The 25483-nt window shown below is 65.9% G+C and carries 26 protein-coding genes; 23 read left to right on the forward strand and 3 right to left on the reverse strand.

Features of this window, described 5'->3' with window-relative positions; translation table 11 throughout:
* Positions 1-175: 175 nt before the first annotated feature.
* The 21 genes from RND64_RS09150 to RND64_RS09250 all read left to right on the forward strand — a co-directional run bounded on the left by RND64_RS09150 (position 176) and on the right by RND64_RS09250 (position 19297).
* Complete coding sequence (locus tag RND64_RS09150) at positions 176-1519, forward strand: ammonium transporter (RefSeq protein WP_049697069.1); 1344 nt, start codon at positions 176-178, stop codon at positions 1517-1519.
* Positions 1520-1568: 49 nt separating this feature from the next.
* Positions 1569-1907: a P-II family nitrogen regulator gene (locus RND64_RS09155; protein ID WP_005176661.1), complete on the forward strand. Its 339-nt coding sequence runs from the start codon at positions 1569-1571 to the stop codon at positions 1905-1907.
* A gap of 5 nt (positions 1908-1912) precedes the next feature.
* A complete protein-coding gene (locus RND64_RS09160) occupies positions 1913-4546 on the forward strand; it encodes a [protein-PII] uridylyltransferase (RefSeq protein ID WP_331436565.1) in 2634 nt (877 codons plus the stop codon).
* Positions 4547-4633: 87 nt separating this feature from the next.
* Positions 4634-6190 (forward strand): signal recognition particle protein, encoded by a 1557-nt coding sequence (gene ffh, locus RND64_RS09165; RefSeq protein WP_049697071.1) that lies wholly within the window; start codon positions 4634-4636, stop codon positions 6188-6190.
* A gap of 5 nt (positions 6191-6195) precedes the next feature.
* On the forward strand, positions 6196-7284 hold the full coding sequence (locus RND64_RS09170) for an amidohydrolase family protein (RefSeq protein ID WP_331436566.1): 1089 nt from the start codon (positions 6196-6198) through the stop codon (positions 7282-7284).
* 415 nt (positions 7285-7699) lie between these two features.
* Positions 7700-8164, forward strand: coding sequence for a 30S ribosomal protein S16 (gene rpsP / locus RND64_RS09175; RefSeq protein ID WP_331436567.1), 465 nt, complete (start codon positions 7700-7702; stop codon positions 8162-8164).
* Entirely contained in the window at positions 8161-8403 is a 243-nt protein-coding gene (locus tag RND64_RS09180) for an RNA-binding protein (protein ID WP_005176668.1), read from the forward strand. Before rpsP ends, RND64_RS09180 begins: the two co-directional genes overlap by 4 nt.
* 14 nt (positions 8404-8417) lie before the next feature.
* Positions 8418-8939: a ribosome maturation factor RimM gene (rimM, locus tag RND64_RS09185; protein WP_049697074.1), complete on the forward strand. Its 522-nt coding sequence runs from the start codon at positions 8418-8420 to the stop codon at positions 8937-8939.
* Positions 8940-8977: 38 nt separating this feature from the next.
* A complete protein-coding gene (gene trmD / locus RND64_RS09190; RefSeq protein ID WP_064869913.1) occupies positions 8978-9658 on the forward strand; it encodes a tRNA (guanosine(37)-N1)-methyltransferase TrmD in 681 nt (226 codons plus the stop codon).
* Positions 9659-9815: 157 nt separating this feature from the next.
* Positions 9816-10157, forward strand: coding sequence for a YbaB/EbfC family nucleoid-associated protein (locus RND64_RS09195; RefSeq protein ID WP_331436568.1), 342 nt, complete (start codon positions 9816-9818; stop codon positions 10155-10157).
* Positions 10154-10528 carry a hypothetical protein gene (locus RND64_RS09200; RefSeq protein WP_331436569.1) on the forward strand — a complete coding sequence of 125 codons (375 nt, stop codon included), beginning with the start codon at positions 10154-10156 and terminating at the stop codon, positions 10526-10528. The genes RND64_RS09195 and RND64_RS09200 overlap by 4 nt, the downstream gene beginning before the upstream one ends.
* Positions 10525-11610: a hypothetical protein gene (locus RND64_RS09205; RefSeq protein WP_331436570.1), complete on the forward strand. Its 1086-nt coding sequence runs from the start codon at positions 10525-10527 to the stop codon at positions 11608-11610. Before RND64_RS09200 ends, RND64_RS09205 begins: the two co-directional genes overlap by 4 nt.
* Before the next feature lie 228 nt (positions 11611-11838).
* Positions 11839-12180 (forward strand): 50S ribosomal protein L19, encoded by a 342-nt coding sequence (gene rplS, locus RND64_RS09210; RefSeq protein WP_005204995.1) that lies wholly within the window; start codon positions 11839-11841, stop codon positions 12178-12180.
* An 18-nt stretch (positions 12181-12198) separates the two neighbouring features.
* On the forward strand, positions 12199-13065 hold the full coding sequence (gene lepB / locus RND64_RS09215; protein WP_331436571.1) for a signal peptidase I: 867 nt from the start codon (positions 12199-12201) through the stop codon (positions 13063-13065).
* 14 nt (positions 13066-13079) lie between these two features.
* Positions 13080-13781, forward strand: coding sequence for a ribonuclease HII (locus RND64_RS09220; protein ID WP_331436657.1), 702 nt, complete (start codon positions 13080-13082; stop codon positions 13779-13781).
* On the forward strand, positions 13778-14089 hold the full coding sequence (locus RND64_RS09225) for a DUF2469 domain-containing protein (RefSeq protein WP_005176689.1): 312 nt from the start codon (positions 13778-13780) through the stop codon (positions 14087-14089). Before RND64_RS09220 ends, RND64_RS09225 begins: the two co-directional genes overlap by 4 nt.
* Before the next feature lie 104 nt (positions 14090-14193).
* Complete coding sequence (locus RND64_RS09230; protein ID WP_064869849.1) at positions 14194-14607, forward strand: YraN family protein; 414 nt, start codon at positions 14194-14196, stop codon at positions 14605-14607.
* Between the two features lie 9 nt (positions 14608-14616).
* Positions 14617-16128 carry a YifB family Mg chelatase-like AAA ATPase gene (locus RND64_RS09235; RefSeq protein WP_331436572.1) on the forward strand — a complete coding sequence of 504 codons (1512 nt, stop codon included), beginning with the start codon at positions 14617-14619 and terminating at the stop codon, positions 16126-16128.
* Complete coding sequence (dprA, locus tag RND64_RS09240) at positions 16125-17273, forward strand: DNA-processing protein DprA (protein WP_331436573.1); 1149 nt, start codon at positions 16125-16127, stop codon at positions 17271-17273. The genes RND64_RS09235 and dprA overlap by 4 nt, the downstream gene beginning before the upstream one ends.
* 47 nt (positions 17274-17320) lie before the next feature.
* Positions 17321-18184: a siderophore-interacting protein gene (locus RND64_RS09245; RefSeq protein ID WP_049697081.1), complete on the forward strand. Its 864-nt coding sequence runs from the start codon at positions 17321-17323 to the stop codon at positions 18182-18184.
* A gap of 165 nt (positions 18185-18349) precedes the next feature.
* A complete protein-coding gene (locus RND64_RS09250; protein WP_331436574.1) occupies positions 18350-19297 on the forward strand; it encodes a tyrosine recombinase XerC in 948 nt (315 codons plus the stop codon).
* Positions 19298-19327: 30 nt separating this feature from the next.
* Here the strand turns inward: RND64_RS09250 and RND64_RS09255 are convergent, their stop codons facing one another.
* The gene (locus RND64_RS09255) at positions 19328-19924 is read right to left on the reverse strand and encodes a M23 family metallopeptidase (protein ID WP_331436575.1); all 597 of its coding nucleotides are present in this window, start codon (positions 19922-19924) and stop codon (positions 19328-19330) included.
* A 303-nt stretch (positions 19925-20227) separates the two neighbouring features.
* Here RND64_RS09255 and rpsB point away from each other — a divergent pair, with 303 nt between their 5' ends.
* Positions 20228-21064: a 30S ribosomal protein S2 gene (gene rpsB / locus RND64_RS09260; RefSeq protein WP_005204976.1), complete on the forward strand. Its 837-nt coding sequence runs from the start codon at positions 20228-20230 to the stop codon at positions 21062-21064.
* A gap of 98 nt (positions 21065-21162) precedes the next feature.
* Positions 21163-21987 (forward strand): translation elongation factor Ts, encoded by an 825-nt coding sequence (gene tsf, locus RND64_RS09265; RefSeq protein WP_331436576.1) that lies wholly within the window; start codon positions 21163-21165, stop codon positions 21985-21987.
* 115 nt (positions 21988-22102) lie between these two features.
* On the opposite strand, the gene RND64_RS09270 is transcribed toward tsf, so the two are convergent.
* On the reverse strand, positions 22103-23797 hold the full coding sequence (locus RND64_RS09270; RefSeq protein WP_331436577.1) for an MFS transporter: 1695 nt from the start codon (positions 23795-23797) through the stop codon (positions 22103-22105).
* A gap of 14 nt (positions 23798-23811) precedes the next feature.
* The gene (locus tag RND64_RS09275; RefSeq protein ID WP_064869855.1) at positions 23812-25233 is read right to left on the reverse strand and encodes a condensation domain-containing protein; all 1422 of its coding nucleotides are present in this window, start codon (positions 25231-25233) and stop codon (positions 23812-23814) included.
* Positions 25234-25483: the final 250 nt, after the last annotated feature.

The raw sequence follows: 25483 nt of genomic DNA on the forward strand, positions 1-25483 counted from the left end.
GCTGCGAAAAACCTTTGAAGCCATGTCCGATTCACCTGGCGATTTACCTTCGCGAAATGTGAATCGGGCTTTGGTTCACACGCTCGAAACACGGGAGCACCACAGCTGAAACCACTTCCGGACAGAGTCTTTGCAGGCGCCGAGCCGTCGGCGCGCTCTGAGGAGGTTTTCTACAGTGGTCTCTGCACTACCGGATAGTGTTTTCGGAGAGCCTGACGCCGGCAATACAGCATGGATGCTGGCCAGTGCGTCGATGGTTCTTCTGATGACTCCAGCGCTGGCCTTCTTCTACGGGGGGTTGTCTCGGGGTAAAGCAGTTCTGAACATGATGATGATGTCGTTCGGCTCGGTCGCGACGGTCAGCATCGTCTACGTTCTGTGGGGGTTCTCGCAGTCGTTCGGAAATACAGTCACCGGCGAGTCCGATATCTGGGGCATCTTCGCGAATCCGTTCTCGCTCTTCGGATCCGATCAGCTGATGAACACCGCGGGCACCGAAGACAAGCCGACATATGTGCTGTGGACCGGCGTCGAAACCCATGTGCCCGCGATCGTCTTCATGGCTTTCCAGCTCACCTTCGCCGTCATCACCGTCGCCCTCATTTCGGGTGCGGTCGCAGAGCGCGTGAAGTTCTCCACCTGGCTGGTGTTCTCCGTGCTGTGGTCCACCATCGTCTACTTCCCGCTTTCCCACATGGTGTGGGGCGGCGGCCTGATGTCGAACGCCGAAAGGGGCTTCGCCTCATGGATGTTCGGCACGAACTCGGATGGAACCGCCAACGTCGCGCCGATTGACTTCGCCGGTGGCACGGTCGTCCACATCAACGCCGGTATGGCCGGTCTGGTGCTGGCCATCATCGTCGGTGCGCGCGTCGGCTTCGGCAGGACCGCTTACCGTCCGCACAACATTCCGTTCGTGATGCTCGGTGCCGCACTGCTGTGGTTCGGTTGGTTCGGCTTCAACGCAGGTTCCGAACTCGCCGCGGACATGACGGCAGGCAAGGTCTGGGTCAACACGACCGCCGCAACCGCGGCAGCGATGATCGGCTGGCTCGGAGTCGAGTGGGTGCGCGACAAGCACGCCACCAGCGTCGGCGCGGCGTCGGGCATCGTTGCGGGACTCGTGGCCATCACCCCCGCCTGTGGCGCTTTGACGCCAGTCGGTTCGTTGATCCTCGGCGTGATCGCCGGCGCTCTCGCAGCGCTCGCCATCGGGCTGAAGAACAAGTTCGGCTACGACGACTCGCTCGACGTCGTGGGTGTGCACCTCGTCGCAGGACTCTGGGGCACCATCGGTATCGGGTTCCTGGCCAAGGACACCGGCCTGTTCTGGGGCGGCGACTACAAGCAACTCGTCGTGCAGATCGTGATCGCCGCATTCGCGCTCGCGTTCACCGGTGTTCTCACCACGATCATCGCTCTGGTGCTCAAGCCGCTGGGCTGGCGCGTCAAGCCTGATGAGGAGAAGAGTGGCATCGATGAGGCCGAACATGCCGAGACCGCGTACGAACTGGCATGAATCCCCGGTCGTTGACTACTACGCTGATTCCTGTGGAGAGGGATAACCAATGAAGCTCATCACCGCAATCGTGAAACCGTTCACGCTTGAGGATGTCAAAGCCGGCCTGGAGCAGGCTGGAATTCTGGGAATGACCGTCAGTGAGGTGCAGGGTTACGGTCGCCAGAAGGGCCATACCGAGGTGTACCGAGGTGCCGAATACTCGGTCGACTTCGTTCCCAAGGTACGAGTCGAGGTCGTCGTGGACGACGCGGCCGTTGACAAAGTTGTCGATGTCATCGTGGAAGCCGCGCGAACCGGCAAGATCGGTGACGGAAAGGTGTGGGTCTCCCCGGTCGAATCGGTCGTTCGCGTCCGAACCGGCGAGCGCGGCGCAGACGCGCTGTAGGCCCGTTGCCTTTCGTCAACTCCGACCGTGGCCCTGCGTCCGACGATTCGTCGGGTGCGGGGCCACGGCCCGGCATGGGACCGGGCGGTGGCCCCCTCGCAGCGACCGACCTGGCACGTACCCGTAGGCAACTCACCGAGGCGACAGGTGCTGGGAGACTCGACGCCGCCGGGCTGCGGCAGGTGTTGGTCGACCTGCACGAATTCTGGCTGACGAGTAAGGCCGCCGAGCTCGGGATCAAGCCGCACAGCGGACTCGCGATCGTGGCCGTCGGTGGACTCGGACGCGGGGAGATGCTTCCGCATTCCGATCTCGACCTGATCCTGCTGCACGACGACCTCGCCGTCGAACGGCTCTCGGAGGTTGCGGACGGGCTCTGGTATCCGTTGTGGGACGCCAACATTCCGCTCGATCACAGTGTGCGCACCGTCCCTCAGGCTCTGCAGGTCGCCGCCGAGGACACCACGGCCGCGCTCGGACTGCTCGAGGCGCGCCACATCGTCGGCGACGAGGATCTGTCGTCGCTGCTGATCGGGGGAGTGCGCCAGCAGTGGCGCACCGAGATCAGACACCGCTTCCCCGAAGTGGTCGAGCACGCACAGGATCGCTGGCGTCGCGCCGGCGACATCGCGCACCGTGCTGAACCTGACTTGAAGAACGGTCGCGGCGGCCTGCGCGACGTGCAACTCCTCGGCGCGCTCGCCATCGCGCAACTCACCGACGGCATGGGAGGCCTGCGCCCCGATTCGCCGAATGCGGGGCCGCAGATGGCCTATCACCGGTTGTTGGACATCCGTACCGAACTGCACCGCATCGCCGGGCGCCCGCGGGAGCAGGTCCGCGCACAGGACGCCGACGAGATGGGTGCGTCACTGCGGATCGGCGACCGCTTCGACCTCGCGCGCGTCATCAGCGACTCCGCTCGCACGATCAGCTACTCCATCGACGTCGGCTTGCGAACCGCGGGTAATGCGCTACCGCGCCGCGGTCTTTCCAAGCTGCGGCGATCGCCCATCCGACGTCCGCTCGACGAGGGCGTCGTCGAGCACAACGGTGAGATCGTGTTGGCGCGCAACGCGATTCCGAGCAAAGATCCAGGGCTCATCCTTCGGGTCGCGTCGGCGTCGGCGCGTACCGGGCTGCCGATCAGTGCGTCGACGCTCTCCCGGCTCGCCGATTACGCACCGGAACTGCGCGAACCGTGGCCAGCGGAGGCGCTGAGCGACCTGCTGGTGTTGCTCGGCTCCGGACATCACATGATCGATCCCATCGAGGCACTCGACCGCACCGGGCTGTGGGGCAGGCTCTTGCCGGAGTGGGGTGCGGTGCGTGACCTACCGCCCCGGGACGCGGTGCATACCTGGACCGTCGACCGGCACCTTGTCGAGACAGCCGCCTACGCGAGTTCGATGACCACCCGCGTCTCGCGACCCGACCTGCTGGTACTCGGAGCGTTGATCCATGACCTCGGCAAAGGGCGCGGTGCCGACCACAGCGTCGTCGGGGCCGAACTCGCCGTGCAGGTGGGTAACAGGTTCGGACTCTGGCCGCAGGATGTCGACGTGCTTTCCGACTTGGTGCGCCATCACCTCCTGCTTCCGACGATCGCGACGAGACGCGACCTCGACGACCCCGCGACCGCGACCGAGGTCGCAGAGACCCTCGGATACGACAGGGTGTTGTTGGAACTCCTTGCGGCACTTGCCGAGGCGGATTCACGTGCTACGGGTCCCGGTGTGTGGGGTGAGTGGAAGGCGTCGCTGATCAACGATCTCGTCCGACGCACCATGCGGTTGATCGACGGCGAGACGCCCGAAGAGCCCGAACCGCTCAGTCCGCAGACGCGTGCGCTCGCAGAATCCGGTGAGTACGCGGTCAGCCTCACTCCGGGCGAGGGACCGCACACGTTCACCGTGGTGATGGTTGCACCCGACGCCCCGGGCCTGCTGTCGAAGATGGCGGGAGTCGTCGCCTTGAACGGGCTGCGGTCGCACTCCGCGACGGTTCAGGGAATCGAGACGTCGGACGGACAACGCCGCGCGGTCAACACGTTCGTCGTGGTCCCGACATTCGGCTCCCCGCCGGAGGCCGGTCTGCTCCGCCAGCAGTTGATTGCGGCCGTCGAGGGCAAGATCAACGTCATCGAGCGACTCGATGCACGCGAAAGCAGTTCACCGATCCCGACGATCGGCTCGGTCAACGCCACCCCGGGGATCGGCGCCGGTGCAGCAGCGGGAAGCACCGATCCCGCCGTCGATGGTGCCGGGCATCCCAAGAACGCGGTACCGGCACTGTTTGCCATCGCGCCGCCACGGGTCCTCTGGGCTCCGGCGCCGTCGGACGACGAGGTGCTGATGGAGTTGCGCACCGACGACCGCCTGGGTCTGCTCAGTCGCGTCAGCAAGGTCATCGAGCAACAGGGAGCCGACGTCCGGTGGGCGAAGGTGACGACACTCGGGCCGACCGTCGTCGACAACTTCTGTCTGCGTCTGGCCGACGACACCCCACAGGCGCGTACCGCGTTGGCAGATGCCGTGATCGCGGCATGTCCACCGCCGCAGCCGCGATCCGACGACGACAAGGGCGACGGCGCGGCGGGTGCGACAGGCTCCGGGCGTTCGGGAGTGCCGATCAGCTGACGACCGCGTTCGCCTCGCCGGCGGTCGGGGTGACGGCGAGACGCACCGCTGCGGCGAGCACACGCGGGCTCATGGGACACTGGAACAATGTTCGACTCCCTCTCCGATCGCTTGACTGGTGCGCTGAAGGATCTGCGCGGCAAGGGACGCCTGTCCGACGCCGACATCGACCGCACCGCACGTGAGATTCGTCTGGCCCTACTCGAGGCCGACGTCTCTCTTCCCGTGGTGCGCGCGTTCATCGCCCGGATCAAGGAGCGCGCCAAGGGCGCCGAGGTCTCGCAGGCACTCAACCCCGCCCAGCAGGTCGTCAAGATCGTCAACGAGGAGCTCGTCGGCATCCTCGGCGGCGAGACGCGGCGCGTGCAGTTCGCCAAGAACCCACCGACCGTCATCATGCTCGCGGGCCTGCAGGGTGCGGGTAAGACCACTCTCGCGGGCAAGCTCGGCCACTGGCTCAAGCAGCAGGGCCACACTCCGCTGCTCGTCGCCTGCGACCTTCAGCGGCCCGGTGCGGTCTCGCAGCTTCAGATCGTCGGCGAGCGCGCGGGCGTTCCGGTGTTCGCTCCCGACCCCGGGACGAGCATCGGCCAGACGGGCGACCTCGGCACGGTCAGCCACGGCGATCCCGTCGCCGTCGCGCGCGCCGGTGTCGCGGAGGCCCGCGACCATCACTACGACGTCGTGGTCATCGACACCGCCGGTCGCCTGGGCATCGACGAGGAGTTGATGGGCCAGGCCTCCGACATCCGCGAGGCAACGCAACCCGACGAAGTGCTCTTCGTCGTCGACGCGATGATCGGTCAGGACGCGGTGGCCACCGCGGAAGCCTTCCAGAGCGGCGTCGGATTCACCGGTGTCGTACTCACCAAACTCGACGGCGACGCTCGCGGCGGTGCGGCGCTGTCGGTGCGTGAGGTGACCGGCCAGCCGATCATGTTCGCGTCGTCCGGTGAGAAGCTCGAGGACTTCGACGTCTTCCACCCCGACCGCATGGCGAGCCGCATCCTCGGTATGGGCGACGTGCTCAGCCTCATCGAACAGGCAGAACAGCACTGGGATGCCCAGCAGGCGGAGGCCGCCGCACAGAAGATCAGCCAGGGCGAGCTGACACTCGAGGACTTCCTCGAGCAGATGCAGATGCTGCGTCGCATGGGGCCGATCGGCAACATCCTCGGCATGCTGCCGGGCGCCAACCAGATGAAAGACGCTCTCTCGCAGGTCGACGACAAGCAACTCGACCGCGTGCAAGCCATCATCCGGGGCATGACGCCCGCCGAGCGTGACAACCCGAAGATCATCAACGCCTCACGCCGACTTCGCATCGCGAACGGCTCGGGCGTCACGGTCAGCGAGGTCAATCAGCTCGTCGACCGGTTCTTCGAGGCGCGCAAGATGATGGCCCAGATGTCCGGTCGCATGGGCTTGGGCGGCGGTTCTCGCAAGACCAACCGGAAAAAGGGCAAGGGCAAGAAGGGCAAGGCCAAGGGACGCGGCCCGACGCCACCGAAGGTGCGCGGCGGTTTCCCCGGCATGCCCGGCGGTTTCCCCGATCTCTCGGGCATGCCCGCTGGACTCGACGAACTGCCCCCGGGCCTCGAAGGCATCGATATCTCGCAGTTCCAGCAGCCCAAGAAGAAGTAGCAGCCGTGAGCGGTCGCGGGTCGTCGACGGCACGTCACTATCGCGGTCACGATCCGTTGACCGATGAGCTCGTCGAGTTGTGGGTGGTCGGTGACACCATCTCGCGCGAGCCGGTGTCCGACGCCACGACCGTCGCCACCGACGGCTGGATCGTTCCGGGACTCGTCGATGCGCACAATCATGTGGGAATCGCGCCCGGACTCGGTGTGACCATCGAGCAGGCTCGCGCGTTCGCCCGCGCCGACGCCGAAGCCGGGGCGCTGCTCATCCGCGAGGTCGGGTCACCGCTCGACACCCACCCGCTCGACGCCGACGCCGGACCACTGTTCGTCCGGTCCGGCAAACACATCGCGCGCACGAAGCGGTACCTGCGCGGGTACGGCATCGAGCTCGACGACCCCGACGACCTAGCCGAGGAGGTAGCGCGGCAGGCCGCCGCGGGCGACGGCTGGGTCAAGCTCGTCGGTGACTGGATCGACCGTGAGGTGGGCGACCTCGCCCCGCTGTGGACCCGAGCCCAACTCGACGGGGCGGTCGCGGCGGCGCATGACGCGGGTGCTCGTATCACCGCGCACGTGTTCGGCAGTGACGGGCTCGACGACCTCATCGCGGCAGGCGTCGACTGCATCGAGCACGGAACCGGCTTGCACGCTGATCAGATCGATGCGCTCGTCGAGAAGTCGATTGCCTTGGTGCCCACGATGATTCAGGTCGACAACTTTCCCGAGATCGCCGCGGGCGCAGACAAGTACCCGACCTACGCCGCACATATGCGCAAACTGCACGCGGATGCGCCCGACACCTTCGCCGCGGCGCGGGAGGCGGGCGTCGCGATCTACGCGGGCACCGACGCCGGTGGATTCATCGAGCACGGGCGAATCGTCGACGAGGTCGAGCGGCTCGCAGGTATCGGACTCGGCGCCGCGGGCGCCCCGGCATCGGCGACCACCGAACCGCGGCGCTGGCTCGGCGCGGGAACGCTCGAGCACGGCGATCGCGCCGACTTCCTCGTCCTCGACGACGATCCACGGGTGGATCTCTCGACGCTTCGACGCCCACGCGCTGTGGTGTGCGCGGGCGAGCACGTCGGCTGAGAGGCATCCGGTGTGAGGTACACCACTTTTTATGCCATGGTCTCCGTTGTTACCGCCTAGTAGCGTGGCACCCACGTTGCATTAAGGCGCGTCGGCGGTCCTGATCTCGGTTATGGCCCCGCGCAACGCTCGTGTTGGGGGGCCGGGCGTGGTCGTGAGGTCCGTGGGTCCGTCAGGTGTCGTATGGAGCATGCGTGTGCCTTGTCGCGGGGTGGGCATCCGCATGCTCCATACGCGTGGTCGGCCCCGCATTTGCGGCGATTTCGCCTCCTCGGTGGCGTCTGGCACAATGGATCCTCGGTTCGTCGGACCGGTTACGCACCGCCCGACGGTCACACCCGAATAGATCGCAAAACCGGGTCCGCCAGTTCCGGCGGGCTGCTGAATTGCGCAGTGACCACTGGAGAAGCAACACATGGCTGTCAAGATCAAGCTCACGCGGCTCGGCAAGATCCGCAACCCGCAGTACCGCATCGTCGTCGCCGATTCTCGGACCCGCCGCAACGGCCGGGTGATCGAGACCATCGGCAAGTACCACCCGAAGGAAGAGCCGAGCCTCATCGAGGTCGATTCCGAGCGCGCGCAGTACTGGCTGACTGTCGGCGCACAGCCGACCGAGCCTGTCGCCGCGATCCTCAAGATCACCGGTGACTGGCAGAAGTACAAGGGTCTTCCCGGTGCCGAGGGCACGCTGAAGGTCGCCGAGCCCAAGACCTCCAAGCTCGACCTGTTCAACGCGGCACTCGCAGCCGCCGACAGCGAGCCTGTCGCCGAGGCCACCACCCCGAAGAAGAAGGCCGCCAAGAAGGTCGACGATGCGCCTGCCGCAGACGAGGCTCCGGCCGAGGCTGCTGCTGGTGACGCCAAGGACGAGGCGTGAGCGCTGTCGTCGCCGACGCGGTCGAACATCTCGTCCGCGGAATCGTGGCCAACCCCGACGATGTGCGCGTCGAGCTGATCACCGGTCGTCGTGGCCGCCTCGTCGAGGTGCACGTGAACCCCGAGGATCTCGGCAAAGTCATCGGTCGCAACGGTCGTACGGCAACCGCGCTGCGCACCCTGGTCTCCGGAATCGGTGGCCGTGGTGTGCGCGTCGACATCGTCGACACTGACCGCTGAGTAGACGCTCCACGATGGATCTCGTCGTCGGACGTGTCGCGAAATCACACGGTATCCGTGGTGAAGTCGTCGTCGACGTGCGTACCGATGTTCCGGAGGAACGCTTCGTGGTCGGCTCGGTCGTCCGCGGCCGCCCCGGTCGTGGGGGAGACGAGAAGAACTACACAGTGACAGCCGCCCGGCAGCATGCCGGGCGGCTGTTGCTGTCGTTGGCCGAGGTGTCCGACCGCACCGAGGCCGACGCCTTGCGCGGCACCCTCTTCCTCATCGACAGCGCCGACGTCGACTCGGGCGACGATCCGGACGAGTTCTACGACCACGAACTCGAGGGCGTGGAAGTCACGACCGTCGACGGTGAACGAGTCGGCGTCGTCGGCTCGGTACTGCATCTGCCCGCCAACGATCTCCTGGCCGTGAAGACGGTTGATGGGCGCGAGGTTCTGGTGCCGTTCGTGCGCGAGATCGTGCCGACTGTCGGACTCGACGGCATCGTGATCGACCCGCCGGACGGGCTGCTCGACGTCGGCGAGTCATGAGCGACTCACCGCGTACGGATTCGGTTCATGCCGATCCCATGCGCATCGATGTCGTCTCGATTTTTCCCGAGTATCTCGATCCTCTGCGAATGGCGTTGCTGGGCAAGGCAATCGACAAGGGTGCGATCGAGGTAGGCGTTCACGATCTGCGCGACTGGACCCACGACGTGCACCGCGCCGTCGACGATTCGCCGTACGGTGGCGGACCGGGCATGGTGATGAAACCCGACGTCTGGGGACCGTGTCTCGACGAGGTGTGTCCCGATGGCGCCCTCCTCGTGGTCCCGACGCCCGCGGGAGTTCCGTTCCGGCAAGAAACCGCCCAGCGCTACAGCCGTGAAAAGCATCTCGTGTTCGCATGCGGTAGGTACGAGGGAATCGACCAGCGCGTCTTCGATGACGCGGCGCGGCGCGTGCGCGTCGAAGAGGTTTCCCTCGGCGACTTCGTGCTGATCGGTGGCGAAGTGGCCGCGATGGCAATGATCGAGGCGACCGTGCGGCTCATCGACGGTGTCCTCGGCAATCCGCGCTCGCACGAGGAGGATTCGTTCTCCGACGGGCTGCTCGAAGGTCCGAGCTACACGCGACCCGTGCAGTGGCGCGGACTCGACGTTCCCCCCGTCTTACTCAGTGGCGACCACGCCAAAGTCGCCGCATGGCGTCACGAACAGTCGCTGGAACGAACCCGCGAGCGCAGACCCGACCTGCTCGACGACTGACCCTCCGGAGCTCCCTGGCGGCCGCGATATCCACAGGTGTGCGGCGAGGCGGCGTGCGCCGGCGAATGGCCGGTTATGATCTCCGCAAACCGGGCGGCGACAGCGAAGCGGTTGGCCGGGTGGGGAGGGGAGTGCTGTGCGGGATCGATGGACACGCATGCTCGACGACGTCGACCATCAGCGCGTCGAATTGGCAAGAGTCGCAGGCGAACTCGATCGGCTGACCGCGCAGGCGTCGACTCCCGATCGGTTGGTGAGCGTCACCGTCGGGTCGCGGGGACTCGTGCGCGACGTCGACATTCGACCTGCCGCATTGCGCCATTACCGTGCTGATCAACTCTCCGCGACCATTGTCGAGCTCGTCGTGCGCGCAGACTCAGAGCTTCGCGATCAGCGAGAGCGCCTGTTGCGCACCGTGTCCGAACTCAGGCCCGACTACTCCGACGTACGCCGTAACGGTGTCGAGGTGCCTGCGGGCCGAGGTCGGGCGCCCCGATGAGCGAGCCGTCGCGCTCACGCCCCGACGACGCGTCGTTCATGCGTGTCGACGGCCTGGACAACGCCGAGCTGAGTCGTCGGCTGTCCGAGATCGCCCGACGCGTCGATACGATGCGCGACGAGTTGATCGCCGTCGGGCTCGTCGTCGACGCGTCGACCGGGCAGGGTGCACCCGCCGAGGCTTTCCGTCCCGGAGCAGGGCGTGCGGAACAGGGGTGCCTGCGCGGGGTCGAATCGGTGTCCAAGGCGCTGGCCGTCATCGCCGCCAACGCCGCGGCCGGGGTGAGGCAGGTAGTCGACGCCGACCGTGAACTCGACGCCCAATTCCGCACCTCCGGTCAGAGCGCCGGAGCAGACGGGTGCACGCCGTGAACAACGTCGCGCACCCGACAGTCGGTGCGACAGAGGAGCTTCGACGGCTTGCCGAGTCGCTCGTGCCGGGGTGCTGGCCGACCGCCGACGACACCGCGCTCGTCGAATGTGGCCGTCGACTCCGCGGAATCGGCGACGAACTGCGCGATCTCGCCGACGTCGTCGACGCGCTCCGGCGAGATCACGACGGGTCGGGACGCTTTCACGACGGGCTGATCCACGCGCTCACGCAGGTGACGTCGGATGTCGACGGCATGCGCAGCGTCTCCGACCGATTCGCCGTGTTCGCCGCATCGCTCGACACCTTCGCGCTGGCGACAGTCGACGCGCGATCGGAGATGACCGTGCTCGCGTCCATCGCCGACCGCGACCGCCTGGCGGGTTCGGTTGCCGAGGCACTCGGCGACGACTCCGCTCGGGTGTCGGCGGCGAGTGCGGGTCGCTACGCGCTCTCCGCCGCCGGCGACGAGTACACCGAGCGCGCCGGGGATGCCGGTCACTCGGCGGTGCCCTGGGACAATACAGTGCAGTCGGACAAGGCAGGGCACTCGGACAATGCAGTGCTCAGTGACGAGTCAGAACAGCGAACCGACTCGACTCCGCCCGCTGCGACCAGCGGCATGATGACAGCGGGTGGCTTCGCCGGCCTCGGCGCGATGGGCGTGGCGGCGGGTGGCGCGCTGCAGGGCGTGAGTGCTGTCGGAGGCCGGTCCAGTGGACCCGACATCGACCCGGCATGGCTGATCGAGCGCGCAGCGCTATTGCAGTCATCGCTGCCATCGCCCTTCTCCGAATGGATGCGCGTCGCGATCGGTGTCGGAACCGACGCCGACGGTGGCCAGGTCAGGGTCGTCGCAACCAGCGACCCGCAGCCGTATCAGCGTCCGGGCTTCGCGATCGCCCACAGTGAGTTGCTCGCGGGCGACGGAGGCCCTCCTGAATACGCGATCGTCGCCGAGATGGCACGCGCAGGGCTGACACCGGTGATCGTGGCGTCGGCTATGACGATGCCGCAGGGAATCGCATCGGTGCTGGTGGCAGAGGGTGTCGAGGTGGCGTCGCCGCCATCGCCGCGAACGTGAGACGCGGATACGAGCGCCGACTCGAGCCTCGGATGCGCGATTTCACTTCCTGCCTGGTGCTCTGGCACAATGGACGGGTTGCCTGAGGCCGTCGATCGGCCCTCGGGCATGACTCGGAGCACGAACCGGTTCGATCCCTGACGCCACACCGTCGGAACACCGACGCCAATGGCGTGGGCCGCCAGGTTCCTCTGTTCACCAGTAGCCACATTAAGGAACAACGACATCATGAACACCCTCGACTTCCTCGACAAGCAGTCGCTGCGCGACGACATCCCCGCGTTCGGCCCCGGTGACACCCTCGACGTTCACGTCAAGGTCATCGAAGGCTCCAAGGAGCGCGTCCAGGTCTTCAAGGGTGTCGTCATCCGTCGCCAGGGTGGCGGTGTCCGCGAGACCTTCACCGTTCGCAAGGTCTCGTTCGGTGTCGGCGTGGAGCGTACCTTCCCGGTGCACAGCCCCAACATCGCGAAGATCGACGTTCTGACTCGCGGCGACGTGCGTCGCGCGAAGCTGTACTACCTGCGCGATCTGCGCGGCAAGGCAGCCAAGATCAAGGAAAAGCGCTGACGCGTCTACCCTGACGACGTGGCATCCGAACACAGCGCGGCAAATCACTCCGACGCAGACGACGCCCATTCACGTCCGGCAGACACTGCCGACGGCGGGTCCGAGGATTCCGAGGAGCGCCCCTGGCGCACCAAGGATGACGACGCCGAACCGCGATCCAAACGTGGTTCATGGCTACGTGAGACGATCATCATCGTCGCGTGCGTTCTCCTGGTGACGTGGATTCTGCAGACCTTCATCGGTCGTCAGTACGTGATCCCGTCGGAGTCGATGGAGTCGACGCTCATCGGATGTCAGGGCTGCACCAACGACCGCATCGTCATCGATAAGCTGGCGTATCGCTTCGGCGATCCCCAGCCCGGCGATGTGGTCGTTTTTCGTGCCCCGACCTCGTCGTGGGATGGCGACTGGGAGTCGCCGCGGTCGAGTAATGCGGTCATTCACGGTCTGCAGAACGGACTGTCGTGGTTCGGTTTCGCGCCGCCCGACGAGAACGATCTGGTCAAGCGCGTGATCGCCACCGGCGGCCAGACCGTCGAATGTCGCAACTCCGAAGGGGTGGGCGTGAAGGTCAACGGCAAGCCGTTGAATGAGCCCTACATCGACAAGAGCCTTCAGTCGCGCGACGTGGCGTCGGGTCAGTCCGGTGAGCCCGACAACCAGGTGACCAGTTGCTACGGTCCCGACTTCGGCCCCATCAAGGTGCCCGACGGCAACCTCTGGGTCATGGGCGACAACCGCGAGTACTCGGCGGATTCGCGTTATCACGTCACCGACGAGCTGCAGGGCACCGTTCCGGTGTCCGACGTCCGCGGCAAGGTGCGCTTCATCATCTACCCCGTGTCACGGATCGGTGGTGTCGGCTCGATCAACCCGCAGCAGTGACCAGTCGCAGCATCGTGGGTTCGTGGCCGCCGAGGTCGCCGGTTCGCCGGGCCTCGGGACTGCGCACGTTCGAGTTCGCGCTGCACCGCGGTGGTCTTGGTCCGGTCGCAGGCGTCGACGAGGCAGGTCGGGGTGCGTGTGCCGGCCCGCTGGTGGTTGCGGCATGCGTCCTCAAACCAACCCAGCTGGCGTCTCTGGCTGATCTCGACGACTCCAAACGCCTCTCGGAGGCCACGCGCGAAACCCTCTACCGTGCGGTCACGCGGTACGCCGCGAGCTGGTCGGTCGTTGTCATCGAGGCCGACGAGATCGACCGGATCGGTATCCACGTCGCCAATATCGAGGGAATGCGACGCGCGGTCGCCCAGCTCGACGTGACGCCGGGATATGTCCTGTCCGACGGCTTCGCGGTGCCGGGGCTGACCGCCCCGTCACTCCCGGTGATCGGCGGCGACGGCGCTGCGGCGTGTATCGCTGCCGCCAGCATCCTCGCGAAGGTCACACGCGACCGCATCATGGTCGCCATGGACGACGAGGTTCCCGGCTACGACTTCGCCATTCACAAGGGCTACAGCACTGCGCACCACATGGCGTGCCTCGACGCGCATGGGCCCTCCGACCAGCACCGGATGTCGTATCGGAACGTCGCCGCACGACGTCGCCGACCCCGACCAGACCTCCCGCCAGAACCCGATCGCGATAGGCTTGACCGATGAGCGCTGAGGATCTCGAGAAGTACGAAACCGAGATGGAGTTGTCCCTGTATCGGGAGTACAAGGACATCGTCGGCCAGTTCACCTACGTGGTGGAGACCGAGCGGCGCTTCTATCTCGCCAATGCCGTGGAGATGGTCCCGCGAAACACCGACGGCGAGGTGTACTTCGAACTCCGCATGAGCGACGCCTGGGTCTGGGACATGTACCGTCCTGCTCGCTTTGTCAAGCAGGTCCGGGTCATCACGTTCAAGGACGTCAACATCGAAGAGCTCGAGAAGCCTGAACTACGGCTACCCGACGAGCCGTGAGTGTCATGACCGTCGTCTGTCCACAGGCGGCGGTCTTTCCACAACTCGCGCACTGATCTGAGTTCTCTCGCTGTTTCGTCGTCGCTGTCGGCCACTGTTGTGGCATGAGAAGCGAGTCGTCGGAAGGGCGTCCGAATCGGCGGGCATTCATCGGGCAGCTGGGTGAAGATCTGGCAGCCAGTTACGTCGTCGGTCTGGGTTGGTCTGTCCTGGAACGGAATTGGCGTTGTCGGTACGGCGAGATCGATCTGATCGCCAACGACAACGTTGTCCTTGACCCGACGTTGGTCGTCGTCGAGGTGAAGACCAGGGCCAGTCGGGTGTTCGGTGATCCCGCGCAGGCGGTGACCGCCGACAAGTTGTCGCGTCTGCGCCGATTGACACGGATCTGGCTCACCGAGCAGGAGATGTTCTGGCCGAATATCCGATTCGACGTCATCTCGGTGCAACTCGATACGCACTATCCCGATCGCACCGAGTTCGCTGCGGTGCGCCACCACACCGGCGTGTTCGAGTAGGGACGCGCGATGTCGTTGGGGCGTTGTCATTCGGTTTGCCTGAACGCTTTTGAGGCAGGCGTGATCGAGGTGCAGGCATCTCTGAGCCAGGGGTTGCCGGGGTTTTCGTTGTCGGGCAATGTCGATTCCTCGTTGCGTGAGGCGCGCGACCGGGTGCGGGCCGCCATCTCGAATTCGGGGGTGAAGTTCCCCGAGAAGAAGGTGACGGTCAACCTGGCGCCTGCTCAGATGCCCAAGAGCGGGTCGGGACACGATCTCGCGCTTGCTGTTTCGATACTCGCCGCGACGGACGCTGTTCCCACAGCGAAGTTGGATGGGACGATCTTCCTGGGCGAACTCGCACTCGATGGACGTCTCCGACCGGTGCGCGGCGTGCTTCCGGCCGTGATCGAGGCGCGCAACGCGGGTTTCGCTCGTGCGGTGGTGCCGATCGAGTCGGTTGGTGAGGCGACGCTGGTGCGCGATATCGAGGTCGGCGGTGCGCATTCGCTGTCGGAGGTGTCCTCGTGGCTGCGCGGCGAGTGCGTGCTGGACACGGTGTGTGAGATCAGGGCGGTCCCCGCCGATCCGGTCGCCGATATGGCCGATGTGATCGGTCAGAGCGAGGCGCGCCACGTACTCGAAATCGCCGCTGCCGGTGCGCATCACGTCATGATGACCGGCCCACCGGGTATCGGGAAGACGATGCTGGCGAGACGGCTGCCCGGCATCCTCCCGCCGCTCGAGGAGGAAGAATCGCTCGAGGTCACCGCACTTCACTCGATCGCGGGCCGATTGCGTCCGGGCCAGCCGTTGATCACCTCACCACCGTTCGTCGCGCCGCACCACAGCACCTCGACGACAGCGCTGATCGGTGGCGGCACCGGTATCGCGCGGCCCGGCGCGGTGTCGCTGGCACATCGGGGAATTCTGTTCCTCGACGAGTGCGCTGAGATGGGGCCCAAAGTGCTTGACTCCCTGCGACAACCACTCGAAGAAGGGGAGGTGCGGATCAGTCGTCGCGACGGGGTGGCCACCTACCCGGCGCGCTTCCAACTGCTCCTCGCCGCCAATCCGTGCGCGTGCGCGCCGGTGCACGACGTCGATTGTGTCTGCAGTGCGGTCGTCCGCCGGCGCTACCTGGGAAAACTGTCGGGACCGCTGATGGACCGTGTCGACCTGCGGGTGCAGATGGAGCCGCCAGGAAACGCCGCACTGATGATGGCGGCGGAGGAGTCGAGCTCCGACATTCGGGCGAGGGTGACCGCTGCGCGTTCCGCCGCGATCGAACGATGGCGGGAGCACGGCTGGCGTACCAACTCCGAGGTGCCCGGTTCGGCACTGCGACAACAGTTTCGGCTATCACCCAAAGCGCTTCGGCCTGTCGACGTGTGCGTTCGGGAGGGGCGCGTGACCACGCGCGGCGTCGATCGAGCTCTGCGAGTCGCGTGGACACTCAACGACCTGCGAGGTGGCGACGTCCCGACCGAAACCGATGTGGCGCAAGCACTGCTGTACCGAGACCGAGGGGGATTCCGATGACCATGTACGCCGACACACGCCACGACGACGAAGTACTGCGCGCGTGGGCTTATCTGAGTGCTGTGGCCGAACCTCCGTGTTCTTCTATTCGACGCCTCGTCGACGACCTCGGAGCAGTGGCCGCGGCCGACGCTATCCGTAGTCGGCGGGTGCCGAGCGGCCACGAGGCGGTACTCGGTCCGACGAGCGCTCGGGCCGAGAGTTGCACTCCCGCCGTGGATCTCGACACCGCGCACGCGGTCGATGCTCGCCTGATCACATCCGACGACGCCGAATGGCCCGCCTGGTCGTTGCTCCCGTTGACGCGACTCGATCCGAATGCGCACGGTGACGAGCCGATCGCACTGTGGGTGCGAGGCCCCGCGCGCCTCGACGACGTCGCGGCCGCCTCGATCTCATTGGTCGGATCGCGCGCAGCGTCGTCGTACGGGGAGCACGTCACGGGGAAGCTCTCGAGCGAGCTGTGCGCGCAGGGGTGGGCCGTGGTCTCGGGTGGTGCCTATGGCGTCGACGGCGCCGCGCATCGTGCGGCACTCGCGTCGGCAGGGATCACCGTGGCGGTGCTCGCGTGCGGGATCGACCGTGACTATCCGGCGGGCCACGCTCGGCTGCTTGCCGAGGTCGCGAGCAGCGGAGCTGTCGTCTCGGAGTACGCGCCTGGCACCACGGCCGCACGGCATCGGTTCTTGACGAGGAATCGGTTGGTCGCAGCGCTGTCGTCGGCGACTGTTGTCGTCGAGGCTGGCAAGAGGTCGGGGGCTGCGAACACGGCGGCATGGGCACGCGCGATAGACCGCCCGGTCGGCGCGGTTCCGGGGCCCGTCACCTCGGCGACGTCGGTGGGCTGCCATCGCCTGATCGCCGATGGGCTCGGCGTACTCGTGACCGACGCGGCGTCGGTCATCACACTGGCAGTACCCGACGGAGGCGGCGACCCCGGTCGTGGTCGCGAACGCCCCACCGACACGCTGACCGACGACGAAAAGCGGGTCCACGACGCGATTCCGGGCCAGGGGAGTGCCACGATCACCGAGATCTCGTTCGCCGCGGGCCTCGACGTCGGTATCGTGCGAGCTGCGCTCGCGGGGCTGGAGATCGCGGGTCTAATCGCCGGCGACGGCGCCGGATGGAGACTCGCGATTTAGGTAACCCTAATTCGAGTGGCGTAGGCTGGAACGCATTAGGAGGTTTCATGGCAAAGCGCGTGAATTCGATGACGGTGCTCCGGCGAGAGCAGATCACACCCCACATGGTGAGGCTCTATCTGGGCGGTGACGGCTTCGGCGATTTCGCCGCGGCACTGCCGCCGCGGGACGAACGCGACACCGACATGTACGTGAAGTTGATCTTCATGCCCGACGGTGTCGACTTCCCGGCCGACTTCGATCCGAGGGCGTCCCGGTCGCTACCGCCCGAACAGCAGCCTGTGTTGCGCACCTACACCGTCCGCACCGTCGATGAGGACGCGCGCGAGATCGCGATCGACTTCGTCGTGCACGGTGACGAGGGCATCGCCGGACCCTGGGCCGCGACGGTTGCTCCCGGTTCCGCCGTGCACTTCCTCGGTCCGGGCAGCGGGTACCGGCCGGACAACGACGCCGCATGGCATCTGCTGGCCGCGGACGAAGCCGGACTTCCCGCGCTGGCCGCGGCCATCGAGTCGTTGCCCGAAGGTGCGATTGCGAAAGCGTTCATCGAGGTCGCCGGACCCGAGGACGAGGTCGCGCTCGACGTGCCGTCCGGCGTGGAGATCACCTGGGTCCATCGTGGCGGACCCGCGGGCGAGGTGCCCGATGACCGCGCAGGCGACAACGCCCCGCTGATTGCCGCGGTGCGCGAGACCGAGTGGCTCGACGGTGAACCGCACGTTTTCATCCACGGCGAGGCGCAGGCCGTCATGCACAACCTGCGCGGCTATGTGCGCAAGGAGCGCGGCGTGAGCGCAGCACGCGCGTCGATCTCCGGCTACTGGCGACGTGGTCGCACAGAAGAGGGCTTCCGGCAATGGAAGTCCGATCTGCGTGCCGAGGAGGAGGGCGCGGGCGTCGCCGGTTGAAGAGCGACGGCCGGTCGGGTGGCCGGGAGGCTCTCTCGACTGCGTGCCGGCGGCTGACGTCCGGGGTCGAAGAACCTGACCTGGTGACGATCTGACCCAGTGACGATCTGACAACGACGCGCGTGTGCGGTTGCGTACACGCGCGTCGTTCGTTGTCATCGACCGATGACCATGTCCGTGCTCGACGACTTCGCCGACCATCTGCGACACGAGCGCGGCCGCAGTGAGCACACCATCCGCGCGTACCTGTCGGATGTGCGGGGCCTGATCGCGTTCGCGGGTGCCAGGGGAGTTCGGGTCGGCGACATCGATCTGGCACTGCTGCGGTCCTGGCTGGCAGAACACACTCGACGCGGCGCGGCCCGCACCACCGTCGCGCGTCAGGTCTCGTCGGCAAAGACCTTCTGCGCGTGGGCCTTCAGGGAACAGATCCTCGGCGACGATCCGTCCACCCGGCTACAGGCGCCCAAGGCTCATCGCACACTGCCGCCGATTCTCGCGCCCGACGAGGCCGTCGCCGCGATCGCCGCTGCAGGGCGCCCTAGCCCTGTGTCGGAGAGCGATACCGACGCGGGTGACGAGCCCGTGTCGCTTCGTGACAGCGACGACCCCATCGCTCTGCGGGACGTCGCGATTCTGGAGTTGTTGTACGCCACGGGGATTCGCGTCGGCGAGTTGTGCGGTCTGAACATCGAGGACATCGACGCTCACCGTCGAGTGGTGCGCGTGATCGGGAAGGGCAACAAAGAGCGAACGGTGCCCTACGGCGCGCCCGCGGCAAAAGCCGTTGCCCGCTGGCTTCGCGACGGTCGACCGTCGTTGGTGGGGCCACGGTCAGGAGAAGCGCTGCTCCTCGGCGCGCGCGGTGGACGCCTCGATCAGCGCATGGCTCGCAGCGTCGTGCACCGAGCCGTCGAGGCCGCGGGCGGACCGTCGATGGGACCACACGGTCTCCGACATTCCGCCGCGACCCACCTCCTCGAAGGCGGCGCCGATCTTCGTGTGGTCCAAGAACTTCTCGGCCACGCGTCGTTGGCGACCACGCAGCTCTATACGCACGTCAGCGTCGAACGTCTGCGTGCGGCCCACCGTCAGGCGCACCCTCGGGCGTGATCCGCGAGGGTCCCGCAAAGCCGGGGCCCATCAGTCGTCGAGCGGTTTGAGGCGCACCCTCACGGCGCCGAGTAGTCCGAGCGGGTCGACGTAGTCGGCGGTCCGCCCCGCGCCGCGTCGTGCGCCCCAGTGCAGGCAGGCGGTCGCCGGACATCCGGGATGTCCGGCCAGAGCCGTGCCGATGGCTGTCCCGCGACTCACGCGATCTCCGCGCCGAACCGTGGGACGGACCGGCTCGTACGTGGTGATCAGGCCGTCGGGATGCTGGATCGACACCGTCGACTTGCCGCCGACCTCACCCGCGAACCGGACCACGCCGTCGCCTGCCGCCAGAACCTGCGCGCCGTCGACGACGGCGAGGTCGACGCCGCGGTGGCCTGCATGCCATCGCTGATCCGGCTCGTCGAATCCGGTGACCACGCTTGGCTTGGGAACGAGCGGGGCGGTGTAGGTGGGCGGACGGGCGGAGGCCAACGACGGAACGCCGATCAGGAGTGCGCTGGTCAGGGCGATGTCGGTGAGGACGACGAGCAGTCGTCGGACAATCGGGAGACGCCCGGGTGGGTCGTCTGAGTTGTACTGGGTCGGCGTGACGTCGGTGGTCATGTCGACTCTGCGCGTGTCCATGCTGACTCTGACGCACGCGCGAGGCGGAAAGGTCCATCGGCGCGAGAATTTCTCCCGCGGTGGGCTGTGCAGGGGGCGTTTTGGGTTCTGAACTGCGGCGGCGTAAGCTGAAGGGGCATCTCATCTGCGGATGAGGTGACTTCGCGCGCCTGCATCAGGCAATGCACCACGGCGACCACGGTCGCGTGTGAGAGCCGACAAACTCGCGTGGGCGGTCCCGGACACCCGGGTCCGCGCGACGCAGGCGCCAGGATCGTCATCACCCGATGGCGATGTCAACTGCACACAAAGGATAGAAGACTCATGGCTGTCGTAACCATGAAGCAGCTGCTTGACAGCGGCGCACACTTCGGGCATCAGACCCGCCGTTGGAACCCGAAGATGAAGCGTTTCATCTTCACCGACCGCAACGGCATCTACATCATCGATTTGCAGCAGACGCTGACCTACATCGACAAGGCCTACGAGTTCGTCAAGGAGACCGTCGCCCACGGCGGCACCATCCTGTTCGTCGGCACCAAGAAGCAGGCTCAGGAGTCGATCGCTGCTGAGGCCACCCGCGTCGGCATGCCCTACGTGAACCAGCGCTGGCTCGGCGGCATGCTCACCAACTTCCAGACCGTTCACAAGCGTCTGCAGCGTCTCAAGGAACTCGAGACCATGGAGCAGACCGGCGGTTTCGAGGGTCGCACCAAGAAAGAAATCCTGATGCTGACCCGCGAGAAGAACAAGCTCGAGCGGACACTCGGCGGTATCCGGGATATGGCCAAGGTGCCTTCTGCCATTTGGGTGGTGGACACCAACAAGGAGCACATTGCTGTCGGTGAGGCACGCAAGCTCAACATCCCGGTCATCGCGATCCTCGATACCAACTGCGATCCCGACCTCGTCGACTACCCGATCCCGGGTAACGACGACGCGATCCGCAGTGCTGCTCTGCTCACCCGCGTCGTGGCTTCGGCCGTCGCCGAGGGTGTTCAGGCTCGTGCGGGCCAGGCTTCCTCGGACGCCAAGCCCGACGCCGCCGCAGGCGAGCCCCTCGCCGAGTGGGAGCAGGAGCTGCTGACCCAGGCTGCCGCACCGGCAGCCGAGGTTGCTGCCGAGGCTCCCGCCGCGACGGAGCCGCCCGCTACCGCCTGACGCGCGTAGCCGATAGTCACCGGCGGGTGCTCGCAGGATCCCTCCGGATTCTGCGGGCACCTGCACCGTTTAACCCACTTGAAGGAGGCTCGCCAACGATGGCGAACTACACCGCAGCCGATGTGAAGCGTCTCCGTGAGCTCACCGGTTCAGGCATGTTGGACTGCAAGAAGGCCCTCGAGAACAACGACGGCGACTTCGACAAGGCTGTCGAGGAGCTCCGTATCAAGGGTGCCAAGGACGTGGGCAAGCGCGCGGAGCGCTCCACCGCCGAAGGCCTCGTCGCCGCCAAGGGCGGCGCGATGATCGAGCTCAACTCCGAGACCGACTTCGTCGCGAAGAACGCCGAGTTCCAGGCGCTCGCCGACCAGGTTCTCGATTCCGCACTGGTCGCAAAGACCAGCGACATCGAGGAGCTCAAGGCAGCCAAGCTCGGTGACGGCACCGTTGCCGATGCCGTGCAGGCGCTCTCGGCCAAGATCGGCGAGAAGCTCGAACTGCGCCGCGTCGTCTACTACGACGGACCCGTCGCCGTGTACCTGCACAAGCGTGCGTCCGATCTGCCTCCCGCTGTCGGCGTTCTCGTGTCCTACGACGGTGACGGCGACGCCGCCGCCGAGGCTGCGCGCAATGCCGCGCAGCAGGTTGCTGCTCTCAAGGCGCGTTACGCCACTCGCGACGAGGTCCCCGCGGACGTCGTCGAGAACGAGCGTCGCATCGCCGAGGAGACCGCCAAGGCAGAAGGCAAGCCGGAGAAGGCTCTCCCGAAGATCGTCGAAGGCCGTCTGACCGGATACTTCAAGGACTCGGTCCTCATCGACCAGCCCTTCGTGAAGGACTCCAAGAAGACCGTCAAGAACGTTCTCGACGAGTCGGGCGCCACCGTCAAGGCGTTCACGCGGTTCGAGGTCGGCCAGTCCTAAAGCACTAGCGCCAACTACCGGCGCAGGCACAAATACCAACGCCCGCATCCGAATTCGGATGCGGGCGTTGGTGATTGGGGGACCTTGGTCCGGTCTGTTGATCGACCCTGGGCGGTCAGTCGGCCCTGCGACGCCCGAGCGCGAGCGACAGCACGGCGATGACACAGCCGAGGATCGCGAGGACCCAGAGAGTTGCTCGGAATGCGCCCATGAAACTCTGTGCCGCGACGTGCCTGCCCGCGATCTTGAGTTCGGGTGCCGCCTGCCGTGCGACAGTGGCCGCTACGCCCTGCTGGGCAGATCCCGACGTCGAGCAACCCGGTGCGGGACGTTCGGGATGCGCCGAACTCAGTTGAGCCGACGCGCAGTCGGCGAAACGGTCGGCCACCGCACTGCGGAACATCGGGTCGACGTCAGTGCTCTCGAGTGCCGACGACAGTTCAGCGCGCGCGGCGGGAACCGCCTCGACCGACTGGGCGGACACCTGACCGAAGAAGAAGATGGTGACCACGGCCAGTCCGATCGACGCGCCGATCTGTTGCACCGTCGGTACGCAGCCAGACGCGGAACCGATGTTCTGTTCGTTCGTGTCGGAAAGAATCGCCGTTTGCAGTGGTGCGATGAAGAATCCCGTGCCGATACCGCCGACGACGAGCGGTGCGATGACCGCAGCCACCGACAACGACGCGGACTGTGGTTCCAATTCTGCTGCGAGCCAGGCAAGTCCGGCCGACAGGATCAGGACACCGATACACAGTGTGCGTGCTGGACCGAGTCGACGAACCAAGAGCGGCGAAGCGATAGAACCCGCGGCCGCCCCAATGGCGAACGGCAGCGCGAGCAGGCCCGTGCGCAGCGCCGAGTAGCCGAGCCCGAACTGAGTCGCGACCGACACCGTGAAGAAGAATCCCGCGAAGACGCTGAAGAAGAGCAGCGACAGAAGCAGCCCGACCGAGAAACGTCGAGACGCGAAGAGGTCGAGTCGAAGCAGGGGAGCACCGCCACTGCGCAGCAGGCGTCGTTCGACGACGACGAACAACCCCAGCAGGACGACGGCCGCCCCCATCATCGCCCACAGGCGCGGTGGCCAGTTCTGTTCGCGGCCCACCGCCAACGGGTAAAGCAGCAGGAAGAGGCCCGCGGTCGACAGCGCCACACCCACGAGATCGAGCCGCGGCGGGTTGTCGTCGCGCATCTGCGGAAGTCGACGGCCCGCGAGGATGCATGCGACGAGTCCGATCGGGACGTTGACGAAGAAGATCGCTCGCCAGCCCCAGCCGAACAGGTCGCCGGTCACCAGGAGTCCGCCGAGCACGGGGCCCAACATGGCGGCCAGCCCAGCGACCGCGCCGTAGATGCCGAACACGGCACCGTGGCGCGATTTGGGAAACAGCGCCGCGATCAACGCCAGGGTCTGCGCCGACATCAGCGCCGCACTCATACCCTGGGCACCGCGACAGATGATCAGCTCGAGTGGGCTACGAGCCAACCCGCACAGCACCGAGGTGACCGTGAACGCGACCATCGCGAAGATGAACATCCGACGTCGCCCGAGCCGGCCACCGAGTGTCGCGGCAGTCAGCAGTGTGCAGGCGAAGGCCAGCGTGTAGACGCTCAGGACGAACAACTGCTCCGACGTCGACGCGCCGAGGTCGACTGTGAGGTCGGGAAGTGCGATGTTGACGATCGTCGTGTCCAACATCTGCATGAACACGCCGAGCAGACACCCCGCCAGCGCCAGCCATGCGGCACGTGTCGGGGTGTCGGGTGCCGTACTCGACGACACCACCGGGGTGGTGTTGGCAGCCATCCGGCTACGACCGGTCAGTTCGCGGTGGGCAGCTCGGGCTGGTAGTCGCCCTGGTCGGCCACTGCCCGCATGATCTTCTTGACCTTCTCGGTGTAGAGCGCGAGCGAGTCACGGCCCTCCGCGGTGTCGGGGAACAAGAAGGTCATCGACGTCTGGTCGTTGAACCTGTTGACCCACATGAACACCTCTTCGCTGCTGCCGCGATTGCCGTAGAGACAGCCGTTGATGGCATCGAATAGGTCGACTCCGGGTAGTTTGCGGACGTCGATGTAGGAGAACATCGGCACCGTCCATCCCACGGGGATGTCGACGGCGTCGTCGTCGGAGACCAACTGTGCCACTCGATGCAGCGACACGTCGGTCAGATCCTTGCCCGCCGTATAGCTCTGTCCTGCCAGGGCGGCGACGTCGGTGAAGTTCGCACCGGGTGTGACCGCGATCGGCACGGGAATTAGGCTGGTGAACCAACCGACGGAGTTCAGCTCGGCGCCGACTGCGCGAGTGCTCTTCGGTGTCATCGCGAGATACTCTGCGGCACCGGTGAATTCGCAGTAGGCGATGGCGGCCACCGCGAGGAGTCCCGCGGTCATGTTGGCGCCGTTCTCCTTGCAGATCTTCTCGAATCGCTGTGCGGCGGACTCATCGAACACGTTCTCCGTCACGTGCCCGCTGCGTGTGTAGCCTTCGGACTCGGTACCGAGAGGCAGCGGGAAATGCGGTAGCTCGCCACCATTGTTTTGGATCAACTCGACCCACCGTCGCACCTCGGGTGAGTCGGTGGTCAGGTCCCGGGACACGCTGCGCTCATGCTCGCAATAACGCAGGTAGCTTCCTATTTCAGGAAGTGGGTTCTTGAGTCCGAATGCCTCGTTGGAATACAGCGTGATCAGCTCGACGCACGTGAGCGCCTGCGAAATACCGTCGGTATTGAGATGGTCGACGGCTGCATACAGGGTGAAACCGCCATCCCATTCGATTGTTCCAAATGTGAAACAGTTCCAGTGAAATGGTCCGGGTGTGATGTCCGAAATGAGGGTCCGGATCTCTTCTGCCGTCCCGATGGTGCCGTGGTCGGTGGCCGACAGTTCGACGATCTCGGGCTCGACGACGTGCCGGGCGATCGATCCGTCTTCCTCCGCCGAGAACCAGGAGAGGTAGGTGTCGTGCCTGCGCAGGAACGTGGTGACCGCGCGCTCGAGTGCGCCGCGATCGAGCGGTGTCTGAAAATCGAAGGCTTCCAAGCAAAGTCGGGAGAATCGGAATCCGGCCGACTCGTTGCGCAGCGCGGCGTTGAGGTATTCCTCTTGCTGGTGTGACGCGGGTACCGGATGTACCGGCGCCTTGGATCCCGCGGCGACCGCCTCGGGGGAGAGTGTCCAACTCGTCACCGCGCCTGCGCGTGGCTGCCATTCGTCGATCAGGCCGAACTTGACCATCGATAAAACCTCAATTCACTTTGGTGATGGATGAGTAGGGGCCCCGACTTCCCTTCATCTCACGACGGAAATTGTCACGTCACGCAATATCGAACCGACGGTACCGTAACAAGTGAATTGCCGCAATTGTTGGGACTCGCGATTGAAGTGTGAAAACCGTTGGTCGCCAAGAGAACTGAACTGGGTCAAACGACCAATGCGGCTGTTTCGCGACCGCGGGTATTGGGTCGATAGACCAGCTTCTTGTGTC

This window comes from Gordonia sp. w5E2 (assembly GCF_036540975.1).
Taxonomy (GTDB): Bacteria; Actinomycetota; Actinomycetes; order Mycobacteriales; family Mycobacteriaceae; genus Gordonia; species Gordonia jacobaea.

What these genes read in the sequence shown, in the direction of transcription:
- RND64_RS09155 (WP_005176661.1), top strand. Translation starts at nt 1,569, where the DNA reads ATGAAGCTCATCACCGCAATCGTGAAACCGTTCACGCTTGAGGATGTC.
- RND64_RS09235 (WP_331436572.1), top strand. Translation starts at nt 14,617, where the DNA reads ATGTCGTTGGGGCGTTGTCATTCGGTTTGCCTGAACGCTTTTGAGGCA.
- RND64_RS09225 (WP_005176689.1), top strand. Translation starts at nt 13,778, where the DNA reads ATGAGCGCTGAGGATCTCGAGAAGTACGAAACCGAGATGGAGTTGTCC.
- RND64_RS09200 (WP_331436569.1), top strand. Translation starts at nt 10,154, where the DNA reads ATGAGCGAGCCGTCGCGCTCACGCCCCGACGACGCGTCGTTCATGCGT.
- rpsP (WP_331436567.1), top strand. Translation starts at nt 7,700, where the DNA reads ATGGCTGTCAAGATCAAGCTCACGCGGCTCGGCAAGATCCGCAACCCG.
- RND64_RS09275 (WP_064869855.1), bottom strand. Translation starts at nt 25,233, where the DNA reads ATGGTCAAGTTCGGCCTGATCGACGAATGGCAGCCACGCGCAGGCGCG.
- rplS (WP_005204995.1), top strand. Translation starts at nt 11,839, where the DNA reads ATGAACACCCTCGACTTCCTCGACAAGCAGTCGCTGCGCGACGACATC.
- ffh (WP_049697071.1), top strand. Translation starts at nt 4,634, where the DNA reads ATGTTCGACTCCCTCTCCGATCGCTTGACTGGTGCGCTGAAGGATCTG.
- tsf (WP_331436576.1), top strand. Translation starts at nt 21,163, where the DNA reads ATGGCGAACTACACCGCAGCCGATGTGAAGCGTCTCCGTGAGCTCACC.
- trmD (WP_064869913.1), top strand. Translation starts at nt 8,978, where the DNA reads ATGCGCATCGATGTCGTCTCGATTTTTCCCGAGTATCTCGATCCTCTG.
- dprA (WP_331436573.1), top strand. Translation starts at nt 16,125, where the DNA reads ATGACCATGTACGCCGACACACGCCACGACGACGAAGTACTGCGCGCG.
- rpsB (WP_005204976.1), top strand. Translation starts at nt 20,228, where the DNA reads ATGGCTGTCGTAACCATGAAGCAGCTGCTTGACAGCGGCGCACACTTC.
- RND64_RS09270 (WP_331436577.1), bottom strand. Translation starts at nt 23,797, where the DNA reads ATGGCTGCCAACACCACCCCGGTGGTGTCGTCGAGTACGGCACCCGAC.
- RND64_RS09230 (WP_064869849.1), top strand. Translation starts at nt 14,194, where the DNA reads ATGAGAAGCGAGTCGTCGGAAGGGCGTCCGAATCGGCGGGCATTCATC.
- RND64_RS09250 (WP_331436574.1), top strand. Translation starts at nt 18,350, where the DNA reads ATGACCATGTCCGTGCTCGACGACTTCGCCGACCATCTGCGACACGAG.
- rimM (WP_049697074.1), top strand. Translation starts at nt 8,418, where the DNA reads ATGGATCTCGTCGTCGGACGTGTCGCGAAATCACACGGTATCCGTGGT.
- RND64_RS09245 (WP_049697081.1), top strand. Translation starts at nt 17,321, where the DNA reads ATGGCAAAGCGCGTGAATTCGATGACGGTGCTCCGGCGAGAGCAGATC.
- RND64_RS09255 (WP_331436575.1), bottom strand. Translation starts at nt 19,924, where the DNA reads ATGGACACGCGCAGAGTCGACATGACCACCGACGTCACGCCGACCCAG.
- RND64_RS09195 (WP_331436568.1), top strand. Translation starts at nt 9,816, where the DNA reads ATGCTCGACGACGTCGACCATCAGCGCGTCGAATTGGCAAGAGTCGCA.